This is a genomic window from Glaciihabitans tibetensis (assembly GCF_003003265.1).
Classification (GTDB): domain Bacteria; phylum Actinomycetota; class Actinomycetes; order Actinomycetales; family Microbacteriaceae; genus Glaciihabitans; species Glaciihabitans tibetensis.
This window is the reverse complement of sequence record NZ_PVTL01000002.1, coordinates 346,284-361,368: the sequence shown is the minus strand read 5'-3', so window position 1 is coordinate 361,368 and position 15,085 is coordinate 346,284. Positions and strand designations below refer to the sequence as shown.

Here is a 15,085-nt window from a genome sequence, read left to right as displayed (position 1 = left end):
CAGGGCTTGACTCACCGTGGCTTGCGGGCGTCCGGGTTCGGGACGCGGATCAGCACCCCGGCGGCGATGAACACGATCGCGGCGATGTACTGAAGCGCTCCCCATAGCTGGTCCGATGGCAGGGTGATCGGCCAGACGGGATTCCACAGCAGGGCGATGGGTGCCAGGCCAAAGAGCCACCATGGCTGCCCCGCCTGCCACGCATACACAGCGACGACCAGCGCGAGAATGCTGGTCGCGAAAAGAATCCAGGTGAATCCCCCGGTACCCAACAGTGCAATGCCCGCCAGAAGCACGATCGCTCCGAGAATGCCCGGAGCCAGTGCGGTGCGCCGGTAGGCGGGAGTGGGGTAGGAAGACATCCCCTTAGATTACTTCCCGGCGGGCAACCGCCCGCTCATTGACCCCGGATGATGGTGATGGGAGCCGTCATCGGCGGAGCGTCGCGAAGGCGTCCGAGCGCGGGCCGCAGTTCGCCGAGCCACGCTTCATAACCGGCCTCACTGAGGTGCAACCGGTCGTTGGTGAACTCGGGGCTGAGTTCACCGTCGTCCATCCCCAGGCTCGGCCACAGGTCGAGGTACTGGGCATGCAGCGTCGTTGCAAATTGCCGCACGTGGCGATTAGCGTTTTTGATGTCGGCGCCGTACTCGCGCCCACGCGGCATGATCGACTGAACGAGGGTGCGCGCACCCGGAACGTCCCGGCGCAGCATCGCCAGGAAGTACTCGATGCTTCTGACCACGTATTCGACCGAACGGTTCGCGCCGAAGTCGTTCGAGCCCATCAGCAGCACCACGATGTCGGGCTGGAGCTCGATGATGGCGGGCAGGCGTTCAACGAGCTGGTCCGTCGTGTCGCCCGGAGCTGCCTCGACGTGCACCTCGGCCTCCGGGAACCACTCCTGCCACCGGCCGCCATGCGTCGCGCTATCGCCGACGAAAACAATCTTCTCGGCCGCCGGGGTTTCTGGATTTTCACTCATAGGAATACCTCACTCAGTCCATACTGCTGCAGGCGGGTTGATTCGACCACCCCTCGACACCTTCGCTACCCTCTCACCCACTGAACATGAGATCAGTTCAGCTTAGTGGGCAGGTGTCGGCGCCGACTTCGGTTTCGCGGCGGCCTGGGTTGCGGTCGCCGCGGTCTGGGTAATGCGGTTGGCCATTCCCGAGAATATCGCCCCATGGAACGGCAGGATAGCCGCCCAGTACAGCCTCCCCGCCAGCCCCGTCGGGAAGAAGACGGCACGCTGGCGGTAGGTTGACCCGCCCGCCGGATCTGCCTCGGTGGTCATCTCGAGCCACGCCCCGCCGGGCACCTTCATCTCGGCCCGAAGCCGCAGAAATCGTCCGCGATCGATCTGTTCGACTCGCCAGAAGTCGAGCGCGTCGCCGGCGCTCAACTTGCTGGCGTCACGACGTCCGCGGCGCAGCCCCACCCCGCCGACAAGTTTGTCCATCCATCCTCGGGCGGCCCAGGCGACCGGGAATGAATACCAACCGTTGTCTCCCCCGATGCCCTCCACCACACGCCACAACTGGGCGACGTCTGCGTCAGAGTGCTGCTCACGCAGGTCCGTGTAGACAGTGTGGCCCGACCACTCGGGGTCGCTCGGCAGCAAATCGCTCGGAGCCCCGGCGATGGCCGAGTTCTGCCAGCTCGTCTCGACCTCACCCGTGCGCATCTTGCCCAGGGCAAGCCGCACCGAGGTGCGGTAGCCGGTGAGCCCACCCTCCGGCTCCGGGATGTAGTTATCGATGTCGTTTTCGTGGATGATGCAGTCGTACTGGAGCGAGGCGATGATGGGTATCGCCAGAGCGCGCGGGATCGGTGTCACCAGGTTCACCCACTGCGATGCAAGCCAGGGGGTGAGCACGGGCAGCGACGCGATCGGCCGCTGGCGGAGCCCGGCCTCCACCGCGTAACCATTCATCATTTGCCCGTACCGGAGAACGTCAGGGCCCCCGATGTCGAACGTGCGGTTGAGTTCCGGGGGTAGCTCCGCCGCGTGAACGAGGTAGTAGAGCACGTCGCGCACGGCGATGGGCTGGATGAAGTTGCGTACCCACTTGGGCGCCGGCATGTACGGAAGCACTTCGGTCAGGTGCCTGATCATCTCGAAGGATGCCGAGCCCGACCCAATCACGGTGCCCGCCTGCAGCGCCGCGGTCGGTACCCCCGAGCTCATCAGGATGTCTCCGACGAGGGCGCGGCTACGCAGGTGCGGGCTGAGCTCGCCCTCGCTCGGGTGCAGCCCGCCGAGGTAAACGATCCTGCTGACCCCGGCCGTGTGTGCCGCGCGCGCGGCGTTACGGGCGGCTGTCTCCTCGACCCGCTCGAAGTCTCCCCCGCTGGCCATGGCGTGGGCGAGGTAATAGAGCACCTCGATACCGGCGAGTGCGTCCGTGACATCCCCCGCCTCGGTGAGATCGCCCTTGACCACCTCGACCTGCCCGGCCCACGGCACATCCGTGAGGCGGTCGGGATTGCGCACCATCACGCGCACGGTGTGGCCGCGCTCGATGAGGCGCGGCACCAGCCTTCCGCCGATGTAGCCGGTTGCGCCCGTTACCAGAATTCTCATAGACGCAGCCTAGGAAAGCCTTCTGGGAGTTTCCACAGCAGGCACGGATCTCCGCGCGGCACGCCCCGGGGGCCTAGCCTGTGAGTGTGAATCCCACTGTTGCACTCGCACTCGACTTCGGCGGAACCAAAACGGAGGCCGCGCTCGTGGATGAGTCCGGGCGGGTGGTGGCTGGTACAAGGTTCCGACAGTCGACCGGCGGAGCCGCCAATTCGGCGCAGCTCAGCGCCGCGGTCACCTCGGTGGTGCAACGCGCGGTGGCGGCGATGCCGGCGGGCGCCACGCTTCTCGGAGTCGGCATCGGCAGCGCCGGACCGGTGCACGCCGTTGGTGACCTCGTCTCACCCCTGAACCTTCCCGTCTGGCGGCGCTTCGCCCTACGTGACCTGGTGGCCGATCAGGTCGCCAAGAGGTTTCCCGACGTCCCGGTGGTGCTGCGCATGGACGGGCTGTGCATCACCCTCGCGGAGCACTGGGTCGGCGCGGCACGCGGGTACAACAACGTGATGGGCATGATCGTGTCCACGGGAATCGGGGGCGGTCTGATCCTCGACGGCCGAACGGTCTCGGGCCCGACCGGCAATGCTGGGCACATCGGCCATGTTGAAGTGGCCGGCTTCGACGACCCGTGCGCGTGCGGCGGTCGCGGGTGCGTGGAGGCAATCGCCTCCGGGCCCAAAACCGTTGCCTGGGCGCGCAGTCAGGGCTGGCACGGAGCAACCGGCGAGGACCTGGCCGCAAGCTTTGCACAGGGCGATGTGATCGCGTCCGCGGCGTTTCGCCGTTCGGGCCGGGCGATTGGCCAGGCGATCGCCTCGGCCACTTCTCTCGTCGACCTTGACGTTGTGGTTATCGGCGGCGGTTTCTCGAACGCGACACCGGTGCTGTTCGACCACGTGCGCGAGGCGGTGGCTACCCGGGGCGAGTTCGACTTCGTCACCAAAGTGCAGGTGTTGCCGTCCGGGCTGTCCGGCGATGGCCCACTCATCGGTGCCGCAGCATTGGTGCATCGCGCGGAGATGGTAACTCCGAACTGACTTCGCGCCAGGGCCCGCCGCACTAACGGGCAGGCGCCCTTCTTCTGAGAACGTCGGCAAGGTCGTCCTCGACGAAGCGGGGGCGGGCGAGCATCGCGCCCGAAATGGCGGCGACCAGGGCAGTGGCGAGCAGGAAAATCAGCGGCACTGTCCAGGCACCGGTCTGATCGTGCAGCACCCCCACGACAAGCGGGCCGAATGCTCCAATGGTGTAGCCGATGGTCTGAACGACGCCACTCAGCGCGGTCGAGGTGTGCTGGCTGCGGGTGCGCAGGTTGATCAGAACCAGGCACACGGGGAAGACCAGCGGGCCGAGACCCGCCAGAATGACCCACAACAGCGGGGCGAGTGTGGGCGCAAACAGCAGGCCGAGATACCCGGCGACGAAGCAGACAACGCCGAGGTGCACCAGCAGACCGACGTTCCGCATCCGCACTGCCAAAATGGGCACGATGAGCGCTGCGGGCAGGCCCATGATCGCGTACACCGCCAGCATGCTTCCTGCGGCGACCGCATCGAGCCCGGCGATATCGGTGAGCATCGACGGCAGCCAGGCGAACAGTGCGTAGGCGTTGAGGGATGACACGGCGAAGGTCAGCCCGATCGCCCAGGCCACCCGGGACCTCAGCATTCTTCGGAACAGCGCAGGCTCCGGGCCATCCGCCCCAGCGCCCCTCAGGTCGCCCGGAATTTCCGCTGCATGGGGCGCTCGCCGCTGCCGCCTGTCGCGAGCCAGCAGCAGCAGCCACGGCACGAGCGACGCCAGTGCCAGCACCGCCCACACACCGAAGGAGGCGCGCCACCCGGCAGAGTCTGCGACCGGGGCGGCGATCAGGGCTGGCACCGAAGCCGAGAAGGACATCACCGTCGCGTAGGCGGTGGTGAGTAGTCCCACCCTGTCGGGGAAGTATTTCTTCACGACCGGCGGAAGGAGGATGTTGCCGAATCCCATGCCGGCCAGAACGACGATGCTCCCGATCAGGAGTGCGACAAACGAGTTCGAGAATCCGCGCAGCACGTGTCCGGCGACCATCGCACCGGCAACAAGCACCATGGACCATTCCAGGCCAAGCGATCGCGCGAGCAGTGGGGCGAGGATGCCGGAGAGCGCGAAGGCGACGGGCGGCAACGCTCCGAGCACGCCGAGGGCCACGGAGGACAGCGGAATGTCGGCGGCGATCTGGTCCGTGATCGGGGACAGAGACGCGACCGCCGTGCGCAGATTGAGTGCGACGAGAAGGATGCCGGCCAGCGCGAGGGTGCGGCCCGCCCAGAGGCGGGCGGGGGTCGGCTTTTGCACCGACTTAGTCTAAGAGGCGCTCGCGTACGCGTCTCGCGCCGCCGGTACAGCCCTTCGGCACCGGTACACCTCTCAGGCACCGGTGCACTTCGCCGGCCCTCGGTGCACCTCTCGGGCCCCCGGTGCCTAGAGTGGTCGTATGAGCGACGCCGCTAAGTATCTCCCGCTGAGTCATCGTGATCGTGAGGACGAGTCCACGGTCACCAACGACTGGTCGCCGCACCTTCGCACGTGCCTTGAGGCCCTCGCCGTTCTCGTCGAGTCACTGCCCCCGGAGCAACTGGAGAGCCCCTCCTGGCGTGAGCAGTACCGCGTGATCGACGTGCTGTCCCACCTGCTCTGGCGGCTGGGAACATCACGCGCCGAGCGTGCGCGGCAGCTCGTGGCGGTGGCGCTTCGCAGCCGGTCGGCCCTCGCTGGCGGGCGGGTCGGCGGCGGGCCCGGCGCCGGCGGGCCGCTGGCCGGCGCGACGCTGACTCATTGCCGGGCACTGGCGGGCTCTGCAAACCGGTCCCCCGCTGCCCTCGCCGATCAGCTGCGTGCTGCCGCGGTCGCCAACGCCGGTGCCCGACCCGGGGCCGAACCGGGTGCTCGTACCGGTGCCGGGAAAACCCGTCGGAGCGTCGCAGATCTGTCGGTCGCCGTCGTCGACAGCTTGGACGTCGCTCGCACCGCTGGAAAGGCACTGACGCTCGACCCGGTCGCGACGGGCGCAGTGGCGCTGGCCCGCAGCCTGAGCGCTCCCGTGCCCATCCGCGCGGTGCTGCGCGATTGCCTGCTGCACGCCACGGACGCGGGGTGGAGCGTTGGCCGGGGGTCGACGCGCAACTCCAGCGCCGGCAGCATCATTCTCTTCCTCTGGGGCCGCGGGGACATTCCCCCGGCAGGGCTCACGTGACCTAAGGGGCGCGCCTGACCTAAAGGGCGCGCGTGACCTAAAGGGCGCGCGTGACGCCCAGGATGGCTCTGACCCGGTCAGAATCTTTTCCCATCTGGACGATGAGATCTTCCACGGTGGTGTACTTCACCATGCCGCGCACATATTCGACGAACGCCACCTCGATGGTGCGCCCGTACAGATCCAGATCCTGGTCGAGCAGGTGCGCCTCGACCCGCTTCTCCGGTACGCCGTCGAAGGTCGGGTTATTGCCCACGGAGACGGCCGCGGCAAAGCGGTCCTCGCCGACCGTGGCCCACGCCGCATAAACGCCGTCAGCGGGAACCAGGCCCTCCAGGTCGGGTGCCAGGTTGGCGGTCGGGTAACCGAGTTCCCTGCCGCGCTTCTCGCCGTGCACGACCACCGACCGCACGCAGGGCGCGTAGCCGAGCAATTCGCCCGCTTCACTGACCCGGCCGGCGGCGAGCAGTTCTCGGACCCAGGTGGATGACGCCCGCCGGCCCTCAGCGGCCCGGACATCTTCGACGAGACGAACCTCGAAGCCGAGTTGTGCGCCGAGACTTCGCAGCAGCGCGACGTCTCCGGCGCCGCCTGCGCCAAACCGGAAATCGCTGCCCACCAGCACCAGTCGGGCGTGCAGCGCGTTTACGAGAATGCTCCGCACAAACTGGCCGGGGTCGAGCTCGCTCAGCGCCTGGTCAAACGTGAGCACCAGGGTAGCGTCCAGCCCCAGGCTGTCGAGCAGCTCGAGCTTCTGTGCATTGCTGACCAGCGGCGGCGGGCACCGGTCGGGGCGCAGCAGGGCGAGCGGGTTGCGGTCGAAAGTCACCACGGTGGACCGGAGGCTTGCCGCTGCGGCGAGTTCGCGAAGCTCGGCAATCACCCTGCGGTGGCCGGCGTGCACACCGTCGAACTTGCCGATGGTGACGGCGCTGGGTCCAAAATCGGAGGGCACCGCGTCGAGGGATTCGAAAACCTTCATGCGGGTGCCACCACCTGATCGGTGGTGACGGCGGGCCTGCGGCCGTAGAGCCAGATCATTCCGAGCACGGGAAGCACCAGCGGGATGAAGAGGTAGCCGCTGCCGTAGAACGACCACACGCTGTCCGACGGGAAGAGTTCCTGGTCAAAGATGCTGAGCGTGCCGACGACGAGCACGCCGAGCAGTTCGAAGCTGATGGTTGCCCAGGCAATGCGGTACCAGACGAGGCCCGGCCGCACGAGTGCGACGGTGGCAACGATGTAGACAACACCGGACAGCGCGGACAGGGCGTACGCCACGGGCGCAGCATCGAAGTCCTCGATGATCTGCACAACAGAGCGTGCCGTGGCCGCGAGGGCGAGGATGGCGTAAACAGCGATGAGAACACGGCCGACGCCGAGGGACCGTGGTGGGAGTGAAGTGGACATCAAGACCAAGATTAGGCCACTTGGTAGAGCCAGATCTGCTGCATGCGGTAGACCATGACCGCGATGGACAACGCGGCGACGCCGAGGATGACCGTGCTCCAGCGGCTGCGCTCGACCAGCGCCCACACCATTGCCGCCGGCGGAATGAGCAGCGCGGAGATGAGATACGTGTAGAACTCGAGCACACTGCCGGTCGCCACATTGCCGAAGGCCGGCGCGAGGATCGCGACAACCAGCTGCACAACCAGAAGCAGCTCGACCAGGGCGAGCGACCCGAGCGTCAGGTCAGCAGGTGTCTTTCCCGCGAAACCCAGCACGAGGCACAACATCCCGGCGCTGACAGCGACGGCAACCTGGATCCAGGTGAAGACTTCGATCATTGCGGCAGCACCTCACTGGTCGGGAAGTTCACGATGGGTTTCGCGACACCCCCGATGACGTTCACGAGCCCCGCCAGTCGACCCTCTGGCGAAATTGCAGCGATAGGGCCGCCATCCGTGGGGAAGCCGGGTAGCCGTTTGCCCTGGGATAGCCCGAGCACCTGCACGGCGTCGAGCTGAAGCAGCGGGAAGAGCGTTGCGGCCACCCGCTCTGGCGGAACGAGGTCGCCGACGGGGTCGAGATGTTCCATGGTGGATGCCGCGGCGACCGTGAACGGTCCGACCCGGGTTCTGCGCAGCGCAATGAGGTGCCCACCGAGGCCGAGTGCCGCGCCGAGGTCCCGGGCGAGCGCGCGGATGTAGGTGCCGCTGGAGCACTCCACCCGAACGTCGACGTCGAGCGAGGAGGTGGAGCGGCGGATGTCGAGGATCTCAAACGTGGACACCGTGACATCCCGCGATTTCAAAACAACGGTCTCACCGGCGCGAGCCAACTCGTAGGCATGCCTGCCGTCGACGCGGATCGCGGAGACCGAACTGGGCACCTGGGAGATCGGGCCGGTGAGGGGCACAATTGCCTCGCGCACCGCGGCCTCGGTGACGGCGGCGACGCTGGCGGGGTCGGCGATGCCGGTGCTTGCGCCCTGGGCGTCATCGGTGTCGGTGGTCTCGCCGAGACGAATGGTGGCGAAATACTCCTTGTCGAGGCCGACGAGGAACGTGAGGAGGCGGGTCGAACTGTTCAGCCCAAGCGTGAGCAGACCCGTCGCCATCGGATCGAGGGTGCCGGCGTGACCGACCTTGCGGGTGTTCGCGAGCTTGCGCACCCGGGAGACAACATCGTGGCTGGTGAGCCCTTCCGGTTTGTCCACAAACAACAATCCGCTGCGCGAAAGAGAAACCGGGGAGCCATTTGTCACGCATGGCAGGCTATCAGTCCCTAGTCTTTGGTTATGCGGGTGGGGGTGATCGGGGCGGGTGCCGTGGGCGGCGCGCTCGCCGCACTTCTGGATCGGGCGGGACACAGCGTCGATGTGACCGCGCGGGGCCCACAGCTTGCGGCGATACGCACCGGCGGGATACGTCTGGGCGGAGCCTGGGGAGAGCACACCGCCAGGGTCACCGCCGACGAGCGGCTCGAGCGCGCGCCCGAGATCGCGATCCTCGCCACCAAGGCGCAGGACGCGGCGGACGCCATCGAAGCGAACCGGGCGATGCTGGAGCACATCCCGTTGCTCGTTGTGCAGAACGGACTGGACGGTGTGACGACCGCGTCTGCGCTCCTGCCGAACAACGATGTCGTCGGGGGGCTCGCCATGTTCGCGTCCTCGTACCTGTCGCCCGGTGAGATCACCATCACTGCGGCCGCGCCGCTGTACCTCGGGGGCGGGTCCGCTGAACACGAGGTGCCTGCCCTGTTTCTGGCCGAACTGCTGCGCGGCGTGCTGCCCGTCACCGTGCTCCCCAACTTCGTCGGAGCGCAGTGGACCAAACTCGTGGTCAACCAAATCAACTCGCTGCCGGCGATCACGGGTTTGAGCGCCCAGCAGGTAGCCGCGGATGCATCGCTGCTGCGGATCCTCACCGAGAGTATGCGGGAGACGGTGATGGTCGGAGTTCGGCGGAGCGTCCGGTTCGAGGAGTTGCAGGGTCTCAGTGACCTGCGGCTGCGGCTGTTCGCGCGGGTGCCGGTGGCGCTGGCGCGGGCGCTTCCTGCGCGGATCGTGTCCCGGATGGGCGCGACGCCGAACCCGGGCTCGACGCTGCAGAGTATTCGCCGCGGCCAGGCCACCGAAATTGACTACCTCGCGGGCGCCGTGGTGCGCGCCGGGGTCCTCGTTGCGGTGCCCACTCCCGTTTGCGCGGCCATGGTGCACCTGGTGCACGAGGTGGAGCGCACCGGGGTCTTCTTCTCACCGGATGAGGTGGTGCGGCGCGTGCGCGCGGCGGTCGGTCGCTAGGCGCACACGGCGAGTCGGGCGTGCGCTGGACGCGCACAGCCGGGCGGGCGCTCGCTAGCCGGGCGGGCACTCGCTCGCCGGGCGGGCACTCGCTCGACGCGCGCTCGCTGGACGCACGCTCAGCAGCTATCGGCGAAGGAGCGCCGGGGGTGCTCAGGGTCGCTGTTGTCGACGATGGCGGTCGCCTTGGTGCGGGGTGCCACCTCGTGCGCGTAGAGCGCCTCTGCCGCGGTACGCTCCCCCGCGGCATCCAGCCACACAGAGTAATTCCAGAAGCCGGCAAGCTCCGCACGGTTCAGAAAAGGACCATCGACAATCAGGATCGCGTCGTCTGGTGCAGTTTGGCCCTCGTTCTCCACCGGGGTATCTCGCGCGACGTCGAAGGAGGCGGTCACAAACGAGGCGCTACCGCCCCTGCGGAACGGCTCGATCAGCGCCCGGGTCAACGTTGGGTAGTCAAACGCGTCGCGGTAGGCGCCCTCGGCGGAGTCTGCACCTCGGGCCTCGCGCTCAGCACGCGGCCGGGAGAAGTCGATGAGTGATGCGCGGAAGGCGGCGTGCGATTTTGCCCGGATCGCGTCGGCGAGGTCGTCGGCGAAGGTGGTTGCATCGGCCTGCCCGGGCGCGTCGACAGCGACGATGACGTGCCCGCGCCCGTAGTTGTGGAGGATCTCCTCAGCGAGTGCGGAGAGGGTGTCTGTGCGTAGTGGTGCCCATCTGGCCATAAATCTAAGCCTAATCTGAACGTATGAGCATCGCGCCCGCCGTCACCGATTGGTACCGAGACAACGCCCGCGTGCTGCCCTGGCGTGAGGAGGGATTTCCGGCGTGGGGAACCCTCGTCAGCGAGGTGATGCTGCAGCAGACGCCGGTCGTGCGCGTGATTCCGCGACTGGCGCAGTGGCTCGAGCGGTGGCCTACCCCGTCTGCGCTGGCCGCATCCTCCGCGGGGGATGCCGTGCGTGCCTGGGATCGCCTGGGGTACCCGCGCCGCGCCCTCAACCTGCACGCCGCCGCAGTTGCCATCACCGAGCGACACGGCGGTGTTGTTCCCGAGGACGTGCCCACCCTGCTCGCACTGCCGGGCGTGGGCGAATACACGGCACGGGCGGTTGCGGCGTTCGCGTACGGCCACCGGCATCCCGTGGTCGACATCAATGTGCGCCGTGTACTCGCCCGCGCCGTCGCCGGCCAGGGTGAGCCCGGACCAGCCTCGAACCGCCGGGACCTCGCCGCGATGGACGCGCAGCTGCCCGAAGACGAGCCGCTGGCACGCGAGGCCAACGCCGCCATCATGGAACTCGGCGCGGTGATCTGCACCGCCCGCGCCCCACGCTGCGGAGAATGCCCCATCGCCGCCCAGTGCGGGTGGCGGGCGGCGGGTTACCCCGAGTTCGAAGGTGTGCGCGCTCCGGTGCAGAAGAAGTTCGCCGGCTCAGACCGCCAGGTGCGGGGCATGATCCTCGCGGAGCTTCGCGCGAGCGATATTCCGGTGACGGCGATCGAGGTGCGGATGGTGTGGGCGGATGTCGCTCAGCGCGAGCGAGCGCTCAGCGGACTAGTGGCGGACGGACTGGTGCGCGTGACGACCAGCGGGGACTACGAGCTGCCGCACTGACGCTGGGGCTGTCGGACGGTGTGGCGGTTGGTCGACCCAGACAAGTGCCCACAGCCGCGCTGCTACGGACGCGGACCGGAGGTGAAGACGGCCTCGTCGTTGTCGTCGTCGTCCTCGTCGTCATCGAAGTCGTCGTCCTCGTCGAACTCACGCGGCTTGACGTAGGGATCTTCGTCGCCTGCGTAGTTCTTCGCCTCAGCGAGTCCTGCCACCTCGAGGTCGCGGTTGCGAGCCTCGGCCAGGAGCGAGTCGATGAGGGCCGCGTTCTCCGGGATGCCGTCCGGGATGAACTCGAGTGACGGCGTCAGCCGGGCGGTGATGTTCTTGCCGACCTCGCTGCGGAGCATACCGGTGGCGGACTTAAGTGCGGCCGCGGTGTCGCTGCGCTCTTCGTCAGTGCCGTACACGGTGTAGAACACCGAGGCGTGCTGGAGGTCGCCGGTGACCCGAACGTCCGTGATGGTCACGAAGCCGAGGCGCGGATCCTTGATGCCGCGCTCGAGGCGCTTGGCAATGATGACCTTGATGCGGTCCGCCATTTTGGCGGCGCGAGCCGGATCAGCCATGGTGCTCTCCTTGTGGTGCGTCTGTCTTGCTGAGTCTGGATGCTGATAAGGGGTTCCCCCTCTCCGGGCGGAGAGGGAGAACCCCTTGGGCCTTACGGGTTAGACCCGGGGCTTTTCCTTCATTTCGATCGTTTCGATCTCGTCGCCGATCTGGATGTCGTTGAACTTGCCAAGACCGATACCGGCCTCGAAGTCCGTACGAACCTCGGTGACGTCGTCCTTGAAGCGACGCAGCGACTCGATGGCCAGGTTGTCCCCGACCACAACGCCGTCGCGGATGACCCGCGCCTTGGCGTTTCGCGTGATCGTTCCGGAGCGAACGATGACACCGGCGATGTTTCCGACCTTGGAGGAGCGGAAGATCTCGCGGATCTCGGCAACACCCGACTGCACCTCTTCGAACTCGGGCTTGAGCATTCCCTTGAGGGAGTTCTCAATGTCCTCGAGCGCGGCGTAGATGACCGAGTAGAAGCGCACGTCGACACCTTCACGGGCGGCGCGCTCGCGCGCCTTCGTGTCGGGGCGGACGTTGAATCCGATGATGATCGCGTTGTCGACGGTAGCGAGGTTGACGTCGCTCTCGGTGACAGCACCAACACCGCGGTGGATGATGCGAAGGGCGACTGAATCGTCGACCTCGATCTTGAGCAACGATTCCTCGAGCGCTTCAACAGCACCGGAAACGTCACCCTTGATGATGAGGTTGAGCGATTCGACCTTGCCCTCTTCGAGTGCACGGGTGAAGTCCTCGAGCGTGATGCGCTTGCGGGCACGGGCCAGCTGGGCGTTACGCTCAACGGCTTCGCGCTTTTCAGCGATCTGACGTGCGGTGCGGTCATCCTCAATTACAAGGAAGGTGTCACCGGCGCGAGGCACCGTGGACAGACCCTGCACCTGCACCGGACGAGCCGGTGCAGCCTCGGGAACAGCAACGCCGTCCTCGTCGAACATGGCGCGAACCTTGCCATATGCGGTACCCGCGACGATCGAGTCGCCGACACGAAGCGTTCCCGACTGGATGAGCACGGTCGCAACGGCACCGCGGCCCTTGTCCAGTCGCGCTTCGATCGCGACGCCTCTGGCGTCTTTGTTCGGGTTGGCACGGAGGTCGAGTCCCGCGTCCGCCGTGAGGAGGACTGCATCGAGCAGCGCGGGGATGCCGGTGTTGGTCAACGCCGAAACGTCAACGAACATCGTGTCTCCGCCGTACTCTTCCGCGACGAGGCCGAACTCGGTGAGCTGCTGGCGCACCTTGGCCGGGTTTGCGCCCGGCTTGTCCACCTTGTTGACTGCGACGACAATCGGGATACCGGCGGCCTGGGCGTGGTTCAGTGCCTCAACCGTCTGCGGCATGATTCCGTCGTCTGCAGCGACAACGAGGATCGCAAGGTCGGTCACCTGGGCACCACGGGCGCGCATGGCGGTAAACGCCTCGTGGCCCGGGGTGTCGATGAAGGTGATCGCGCGCTCGTGGCCCTCGTGCTCGGTCCAGACCTGGTACGCACCGATGTGCTGCGTGATGCCGCCGGCTTCGCCCGCCACGACGTTGGCCTGGCGGATCGCGTCGAGCAGCTTGGTCTTACCGTGGTCGACGTGACCCATGACGGTCACAACCGGCGGACGGATCTCGAGGTCGGAGTCTTCTTCGTCCTCAAGCTCCTGGTCGAGGTCCATGCCGAAGCCACTGAGCAGCTCGCGGTCCTCATCCTCCGGGCTGACCATCTGGATGTTGAAGCCGAGCTCCTCACCGAGGATCCCGAAGGTTGCCTCGTCGAGAGACTCCGTCGCGGTCGCCATCTGGCCGAGGTGGAACAGCACGGTAACGAGGTTGCCGGGGCTGGTGTCGATCTTGTCGGCGAAGTCGGTGATGGAAGCACCGCGGCGCAGACGCACCACGGTCTTGCCGTCGCCACGGGGCACACTAACGCCACCAAGCGACGGGGCTTCCCTCAGTTCGAATTCTGCCCTCTTCGTACGCTTCGACTTGCGCGCCTTGCTCTTGCCGCCACCGCGACCGAAGGCACCAGCGGTGCCACCGCCCGGGCCGCGACCACGGCCACCAGCGCCACCACCGGCAGGACGCGGTGCGCCGAAGCCAGGAGTTGCACCGGGAGCTGCGCCACCGGGGCGCTGGAAGCCACCACCGGCCGGACGGCCGGGGCCGCCTGGACGCTGCTGGTACGGAGCGCCGCCGGGGCCGGCCGGACGCTGGCCGAAGCCACCGGGACGGGCACCCTGGCCGGGTCCGCCCGGACGAGGCGCGCCGGGACGGGGAGCGGACGGACGCGGTGCGCCGGGGCGAGGAATCGCGCCGGGCGTGCCCGCTGCGCCTCCCGCTCCGGGACGCTGCATGCCCTGGTTGCTCGCGAACGGGTTGTTACCCGGACGAGGAGCGCCGGGACGCTGCATGCCCTGGTTGCTCGCGAACGGGTTGTTACCCGGACGAGGAGCACCCGGGCGGGGAATGCTGGAGGGACGGGGAGCGTCGGCGGTGCCGGCAGACTCCTTCGTTGCTTCCGGAGCTGCGGCGGCGGGCTTCGCGGCGGCGGCCTCGGCCACTGCCTGACGCTCGGCGACGGTCAACGGCGGCGGAGTCGGGGCTACTGCCTCGACGACGGGCTCGCTGGCGGGCTCTGCCTGTACGGGTGCCTTGGCGGGCGCGGGTACGGGTCCCGGAACGGCACGGGGTGCCGGGCGCGGCGATGCGGGCTTGGCGGGAGCAGCTGCGGCGGGTGCCGACGGCTTGATCCCCTCGGCCTCGAGCGCGGCCTTGAGTCGACGGGCGACCGGGGGCTCAATGCTTGATGAGGGTCCCTTGACGTATTCGCCCATTTGCTTGAGCTTGTCGAGGGCAACCTTGGTGTCGACACCGAGTTCGGCGGCGATTTCGTGCACACGTGGTTTGGCAGCCACTTTTCTCCTGTTCCGGGTCTGCACCCGGACAGGGGCAGACCGCTAAGTACGGACGGGTCTCATTTCGAGCCGCTCATTAGTTGTCCATAGGTCAATCAGCCTGTTCTTTGGGGAGCCTCGGACGAGGCTCCGACTGTTGCGAGGATCTGCTCGGTGGCCAGCGGCGAGGAAACGCGCAACGCACGACCAAAAGCCTTGCGTGCAACTGATTTCTCGATGCACTCGGCGAGGGGGTGTACCCACGCACCACGGCCAGGAAGTGTTGCGGACGGATCCGGTGTCACTGCGCCATTCAGAGCGACTACCCTCAGCAAAGTGGATTTGTCAGCGCGTGATCGGCAGCCCAAGCAGGTTCTTACGGGTTCCATAGTACCCCCTCAAATCCGTCACGGGTTCAGCCCCACACAATTGA

Annotated in this window: 16 protein-coding genes; 4 read left to right on the top strand and 12 right to left on the bottom strand. The window is 67.2% G+C overall.

Features of this window, described 5'->3' with window-relative positions; translation table 11 throughout:
• Positions 1–11: 11 nt before the first annotated feature.
• The 3 genes from B0I08_RS05480 to B0I08_RS05470 form a co-directional block, all read right to left on the bottom strand.
• Complete coding sequence (locus B0I08_RS05480) at positions 12–362, bottom strand: DUF6804 family protein (RefSeq protein WP_106210608.1); 351 nt, start codon at positions 360–362, stop codon at positions 12–14.
• A 35-nt stretch (positions 363–397) separates the two neighbouring features.
• Positions 398–985, bottom strand: coding sequence for a GDSL-type esterase/lipase family protein (locus B0I08_RS05475; protein ID WP_106210606.1), 588 nt, complete (start codon positions 983–985; stop codon positions 398–400).
• Positions 986–1,087: 102 nt separating this feature from the next.
• Complete coding sequence (locus tag B0I08_RS05470; protein ID WP_106210604.1) at positions 1,088–2,590, bottom strand: SDR family oxidoreductase; 1,503 nt, start codon at positions 2,588–2,590, stop codon at positions 1,088–1,090.
• 86 nt (positions 2,591–2,676) lie between these two features.
• Between B0I08_RS05470 and B0I08_RS05465 the strand changes: the two genes are divergently transcribed.
• On the top strand, positions 2,677–3,627 hold the full coding sequence (locus B0I08_RS05465) for an ROK family protein (RefSeq protein WP_106210847.1): 951 nt from the start codon (positions 2,677–2,679) through the stop codon (positions 3,625–3,627).
• Between the two features lie 22 nt (positions 3,628–3,649).
• On the opposite strand, the gene B0I08_RS05460 is transcribed toward B0I08_RS05465, so the two are convergent.
• Positions 3,650–4,927 (bottom strand): MFS transporter, encoded by a 1,278-nt coding sequence (locus B0I08_RS05460; RefSeq protein WP_106210602.1) that lies wholly within the window; start codon positions 4,925–4,927, stop codon positions 3,650–3,652.
• Between the two features lie 139 nt (positions 4,928–5,066).
• Between B0I08_RS05460 and B0I08_RS05455 the strand changes: the two genes are divergently transcribed.
• Positions 5,067–5,825 (top strand): hypothetical protein, encoded by a 759-nt coding sequence (locus tag B0I08_RS05455; protein WP_106210600.1) that lies wholly within the window; start codon positions 5,067–5,069, stop codon positions 5,823–5,825.
• A gap of 37 nt (positions 5,826–5,862) precedes the next feature.
• Here the strand turns inward: B0I08_RS05455 and B0I08_RS05450 are convergent, their stop codons facing one another.
• Genes B0I08_RS05450 through truB form a run of 4 tightly spaced genes read right to left on the bottom strand, consistent with a single transcriptional unit; the run spans position 5,863 to position 8,535 of the window.
• Positions 5,863–6,807 carry a bifunctional riboflavin kinase/FAD synthetase gene (locus tag B0I08_RS05450; protein WP_106210598.1) on the bottom strand — a complete coding sequence of 315 codons (945 nt, stop codon included), beginning with the start codon at positions 6,805–6,807 and terminating at the stop codon, positions 5,863–5,865.
• Complete coding sequence (locus tag B0I08_RS05445) at positions 6,804–7,235, bottom strand: hypothetical protein (RefSeq protein ID WP_106210596.1); 432 nt, start codon at positions 7,233–7,235, stop codon at positions 6,804–6,806. The genes B0I08_RS05450 and B0I08_RS05445 overlap by 4 nt, the downstream gene beginning before the upstream one ends.
• An 11-nt stretch (positions 7,236–7,246) precedes the next feature.
• The gene (locus B0I08_RS05440) at positions 7,247–7,615 is read right to left on the bottom strand and encodes a hypothetical protein (protein WP_106210594.1); all 369 of its coding nucleotides are present in this window, start codon (positions 7,613–7,615) and stop codon (positions 7,247–7,249) included.
• Positions 7,612–8,535, bottom strand: a complete 924-nt coding sequence (truB, locus tag B0I08_RS05435) for a tRNA pseudouridine(55) synthase TruB (RefSeq protein WP_106210592.1) — start codon at positions 8,533–8,535, stop codon at positions 7,612–7,614. The genes B0I08_RS05440 and truB overlap by 4 nt, the downstream gene beginning before the upstream one ends.
• 33 nt (positions 8,536–8,568) lie before the next feature.
• On the opposite strand from truB, the gene B0I08_RS05430 reads away from it, so the two are divergent.
• On the top strand, positions 8,569–9,576 hold the full coding sequence (locus B0I08_RS05430) for a ketopantoate reductase family protein (RefSeq protein WP_106210589.1): 1,008 nt from the start codon (positions 8,569–8,571) through the stop codon (positions 9,574–9,576).
• A 119-nt stretch (positions 9,577–9,695) separates the two neighbouring features.
• Here the strand turns inward: B0I08_RS05430 and B0I08_RS05425 are convergent, their stop codons facing one another.
• Complete coding sequence (locus B0I08_RS05425) at positions 9,696–10,301, bottom strand: nucleoside/nucleotide kinase family protein (protein WP_106210587.1); 606 nt, start codon at positions 10,299–10,301, stop codon at positions 9,696–9,698.
• A 23-nt stretch (positions 10,302–10,324) separates the two neighbouring features.
• On the opposite strand from B0I08_RS05425, the gene B0I08_RS05420 reads away from it, so the two are divergent.
• On the top strand, positions 10,325–11,194 hold the full coding sequence (locus B0I08_RS05420; RefSeq protein WP_106210585.1) for an HhH-GPD family protein: 870 nt from the start codon (positions 10,325–10,327) through the stop codon (positions 11,192–11,194).
• 62 nt (positions 11,195–11,256) lie between these two features.
• Here B0I08_RS05420 and rbfA read toward each other — a convergent pair whose 3' ends face one another.
• From rbfA to B0I08_RS05405, 3 genes are all read right to left on the bottom strand, one after another.
• On the bottom strand, positions 11,257–11,760 hold the full coding sequence (rbfA, locus tag B0I08_RS05415; protein ID WP_106210583.1) for a 30S ribosome-binding factor RbfA: 504 nt from the start codon (positions 11,758–11,760) through the stop codon (positions 11,257–11,259).
• Between the two features lie 99 nt (positions 11,761–11,859).
• Entirely contained in the window at positions 11,860–14,673 is a 2,814-nt protein-coding gene (infB, locus tag B0I08_RS05410; RefSeq protein ID WP_106210581.1) for a translation initiation factor IF-2, read from the bottom strand.
• Between the two features lie 95 nt (positions 14,674–14,768).
• On the bottom strand, positions 14,769–15,041 hold the full coding sequence (locus tag B0I08_RS05405; RefSeq protein ID WP_106210579.1) for a YlxR family protein: 273 nt from the start codon (positions 15,039–15,041) through the stop codon (positions 14,769–14,771).
• Positions 15,042–15,085: the final 44 nt, after the last annotated feature.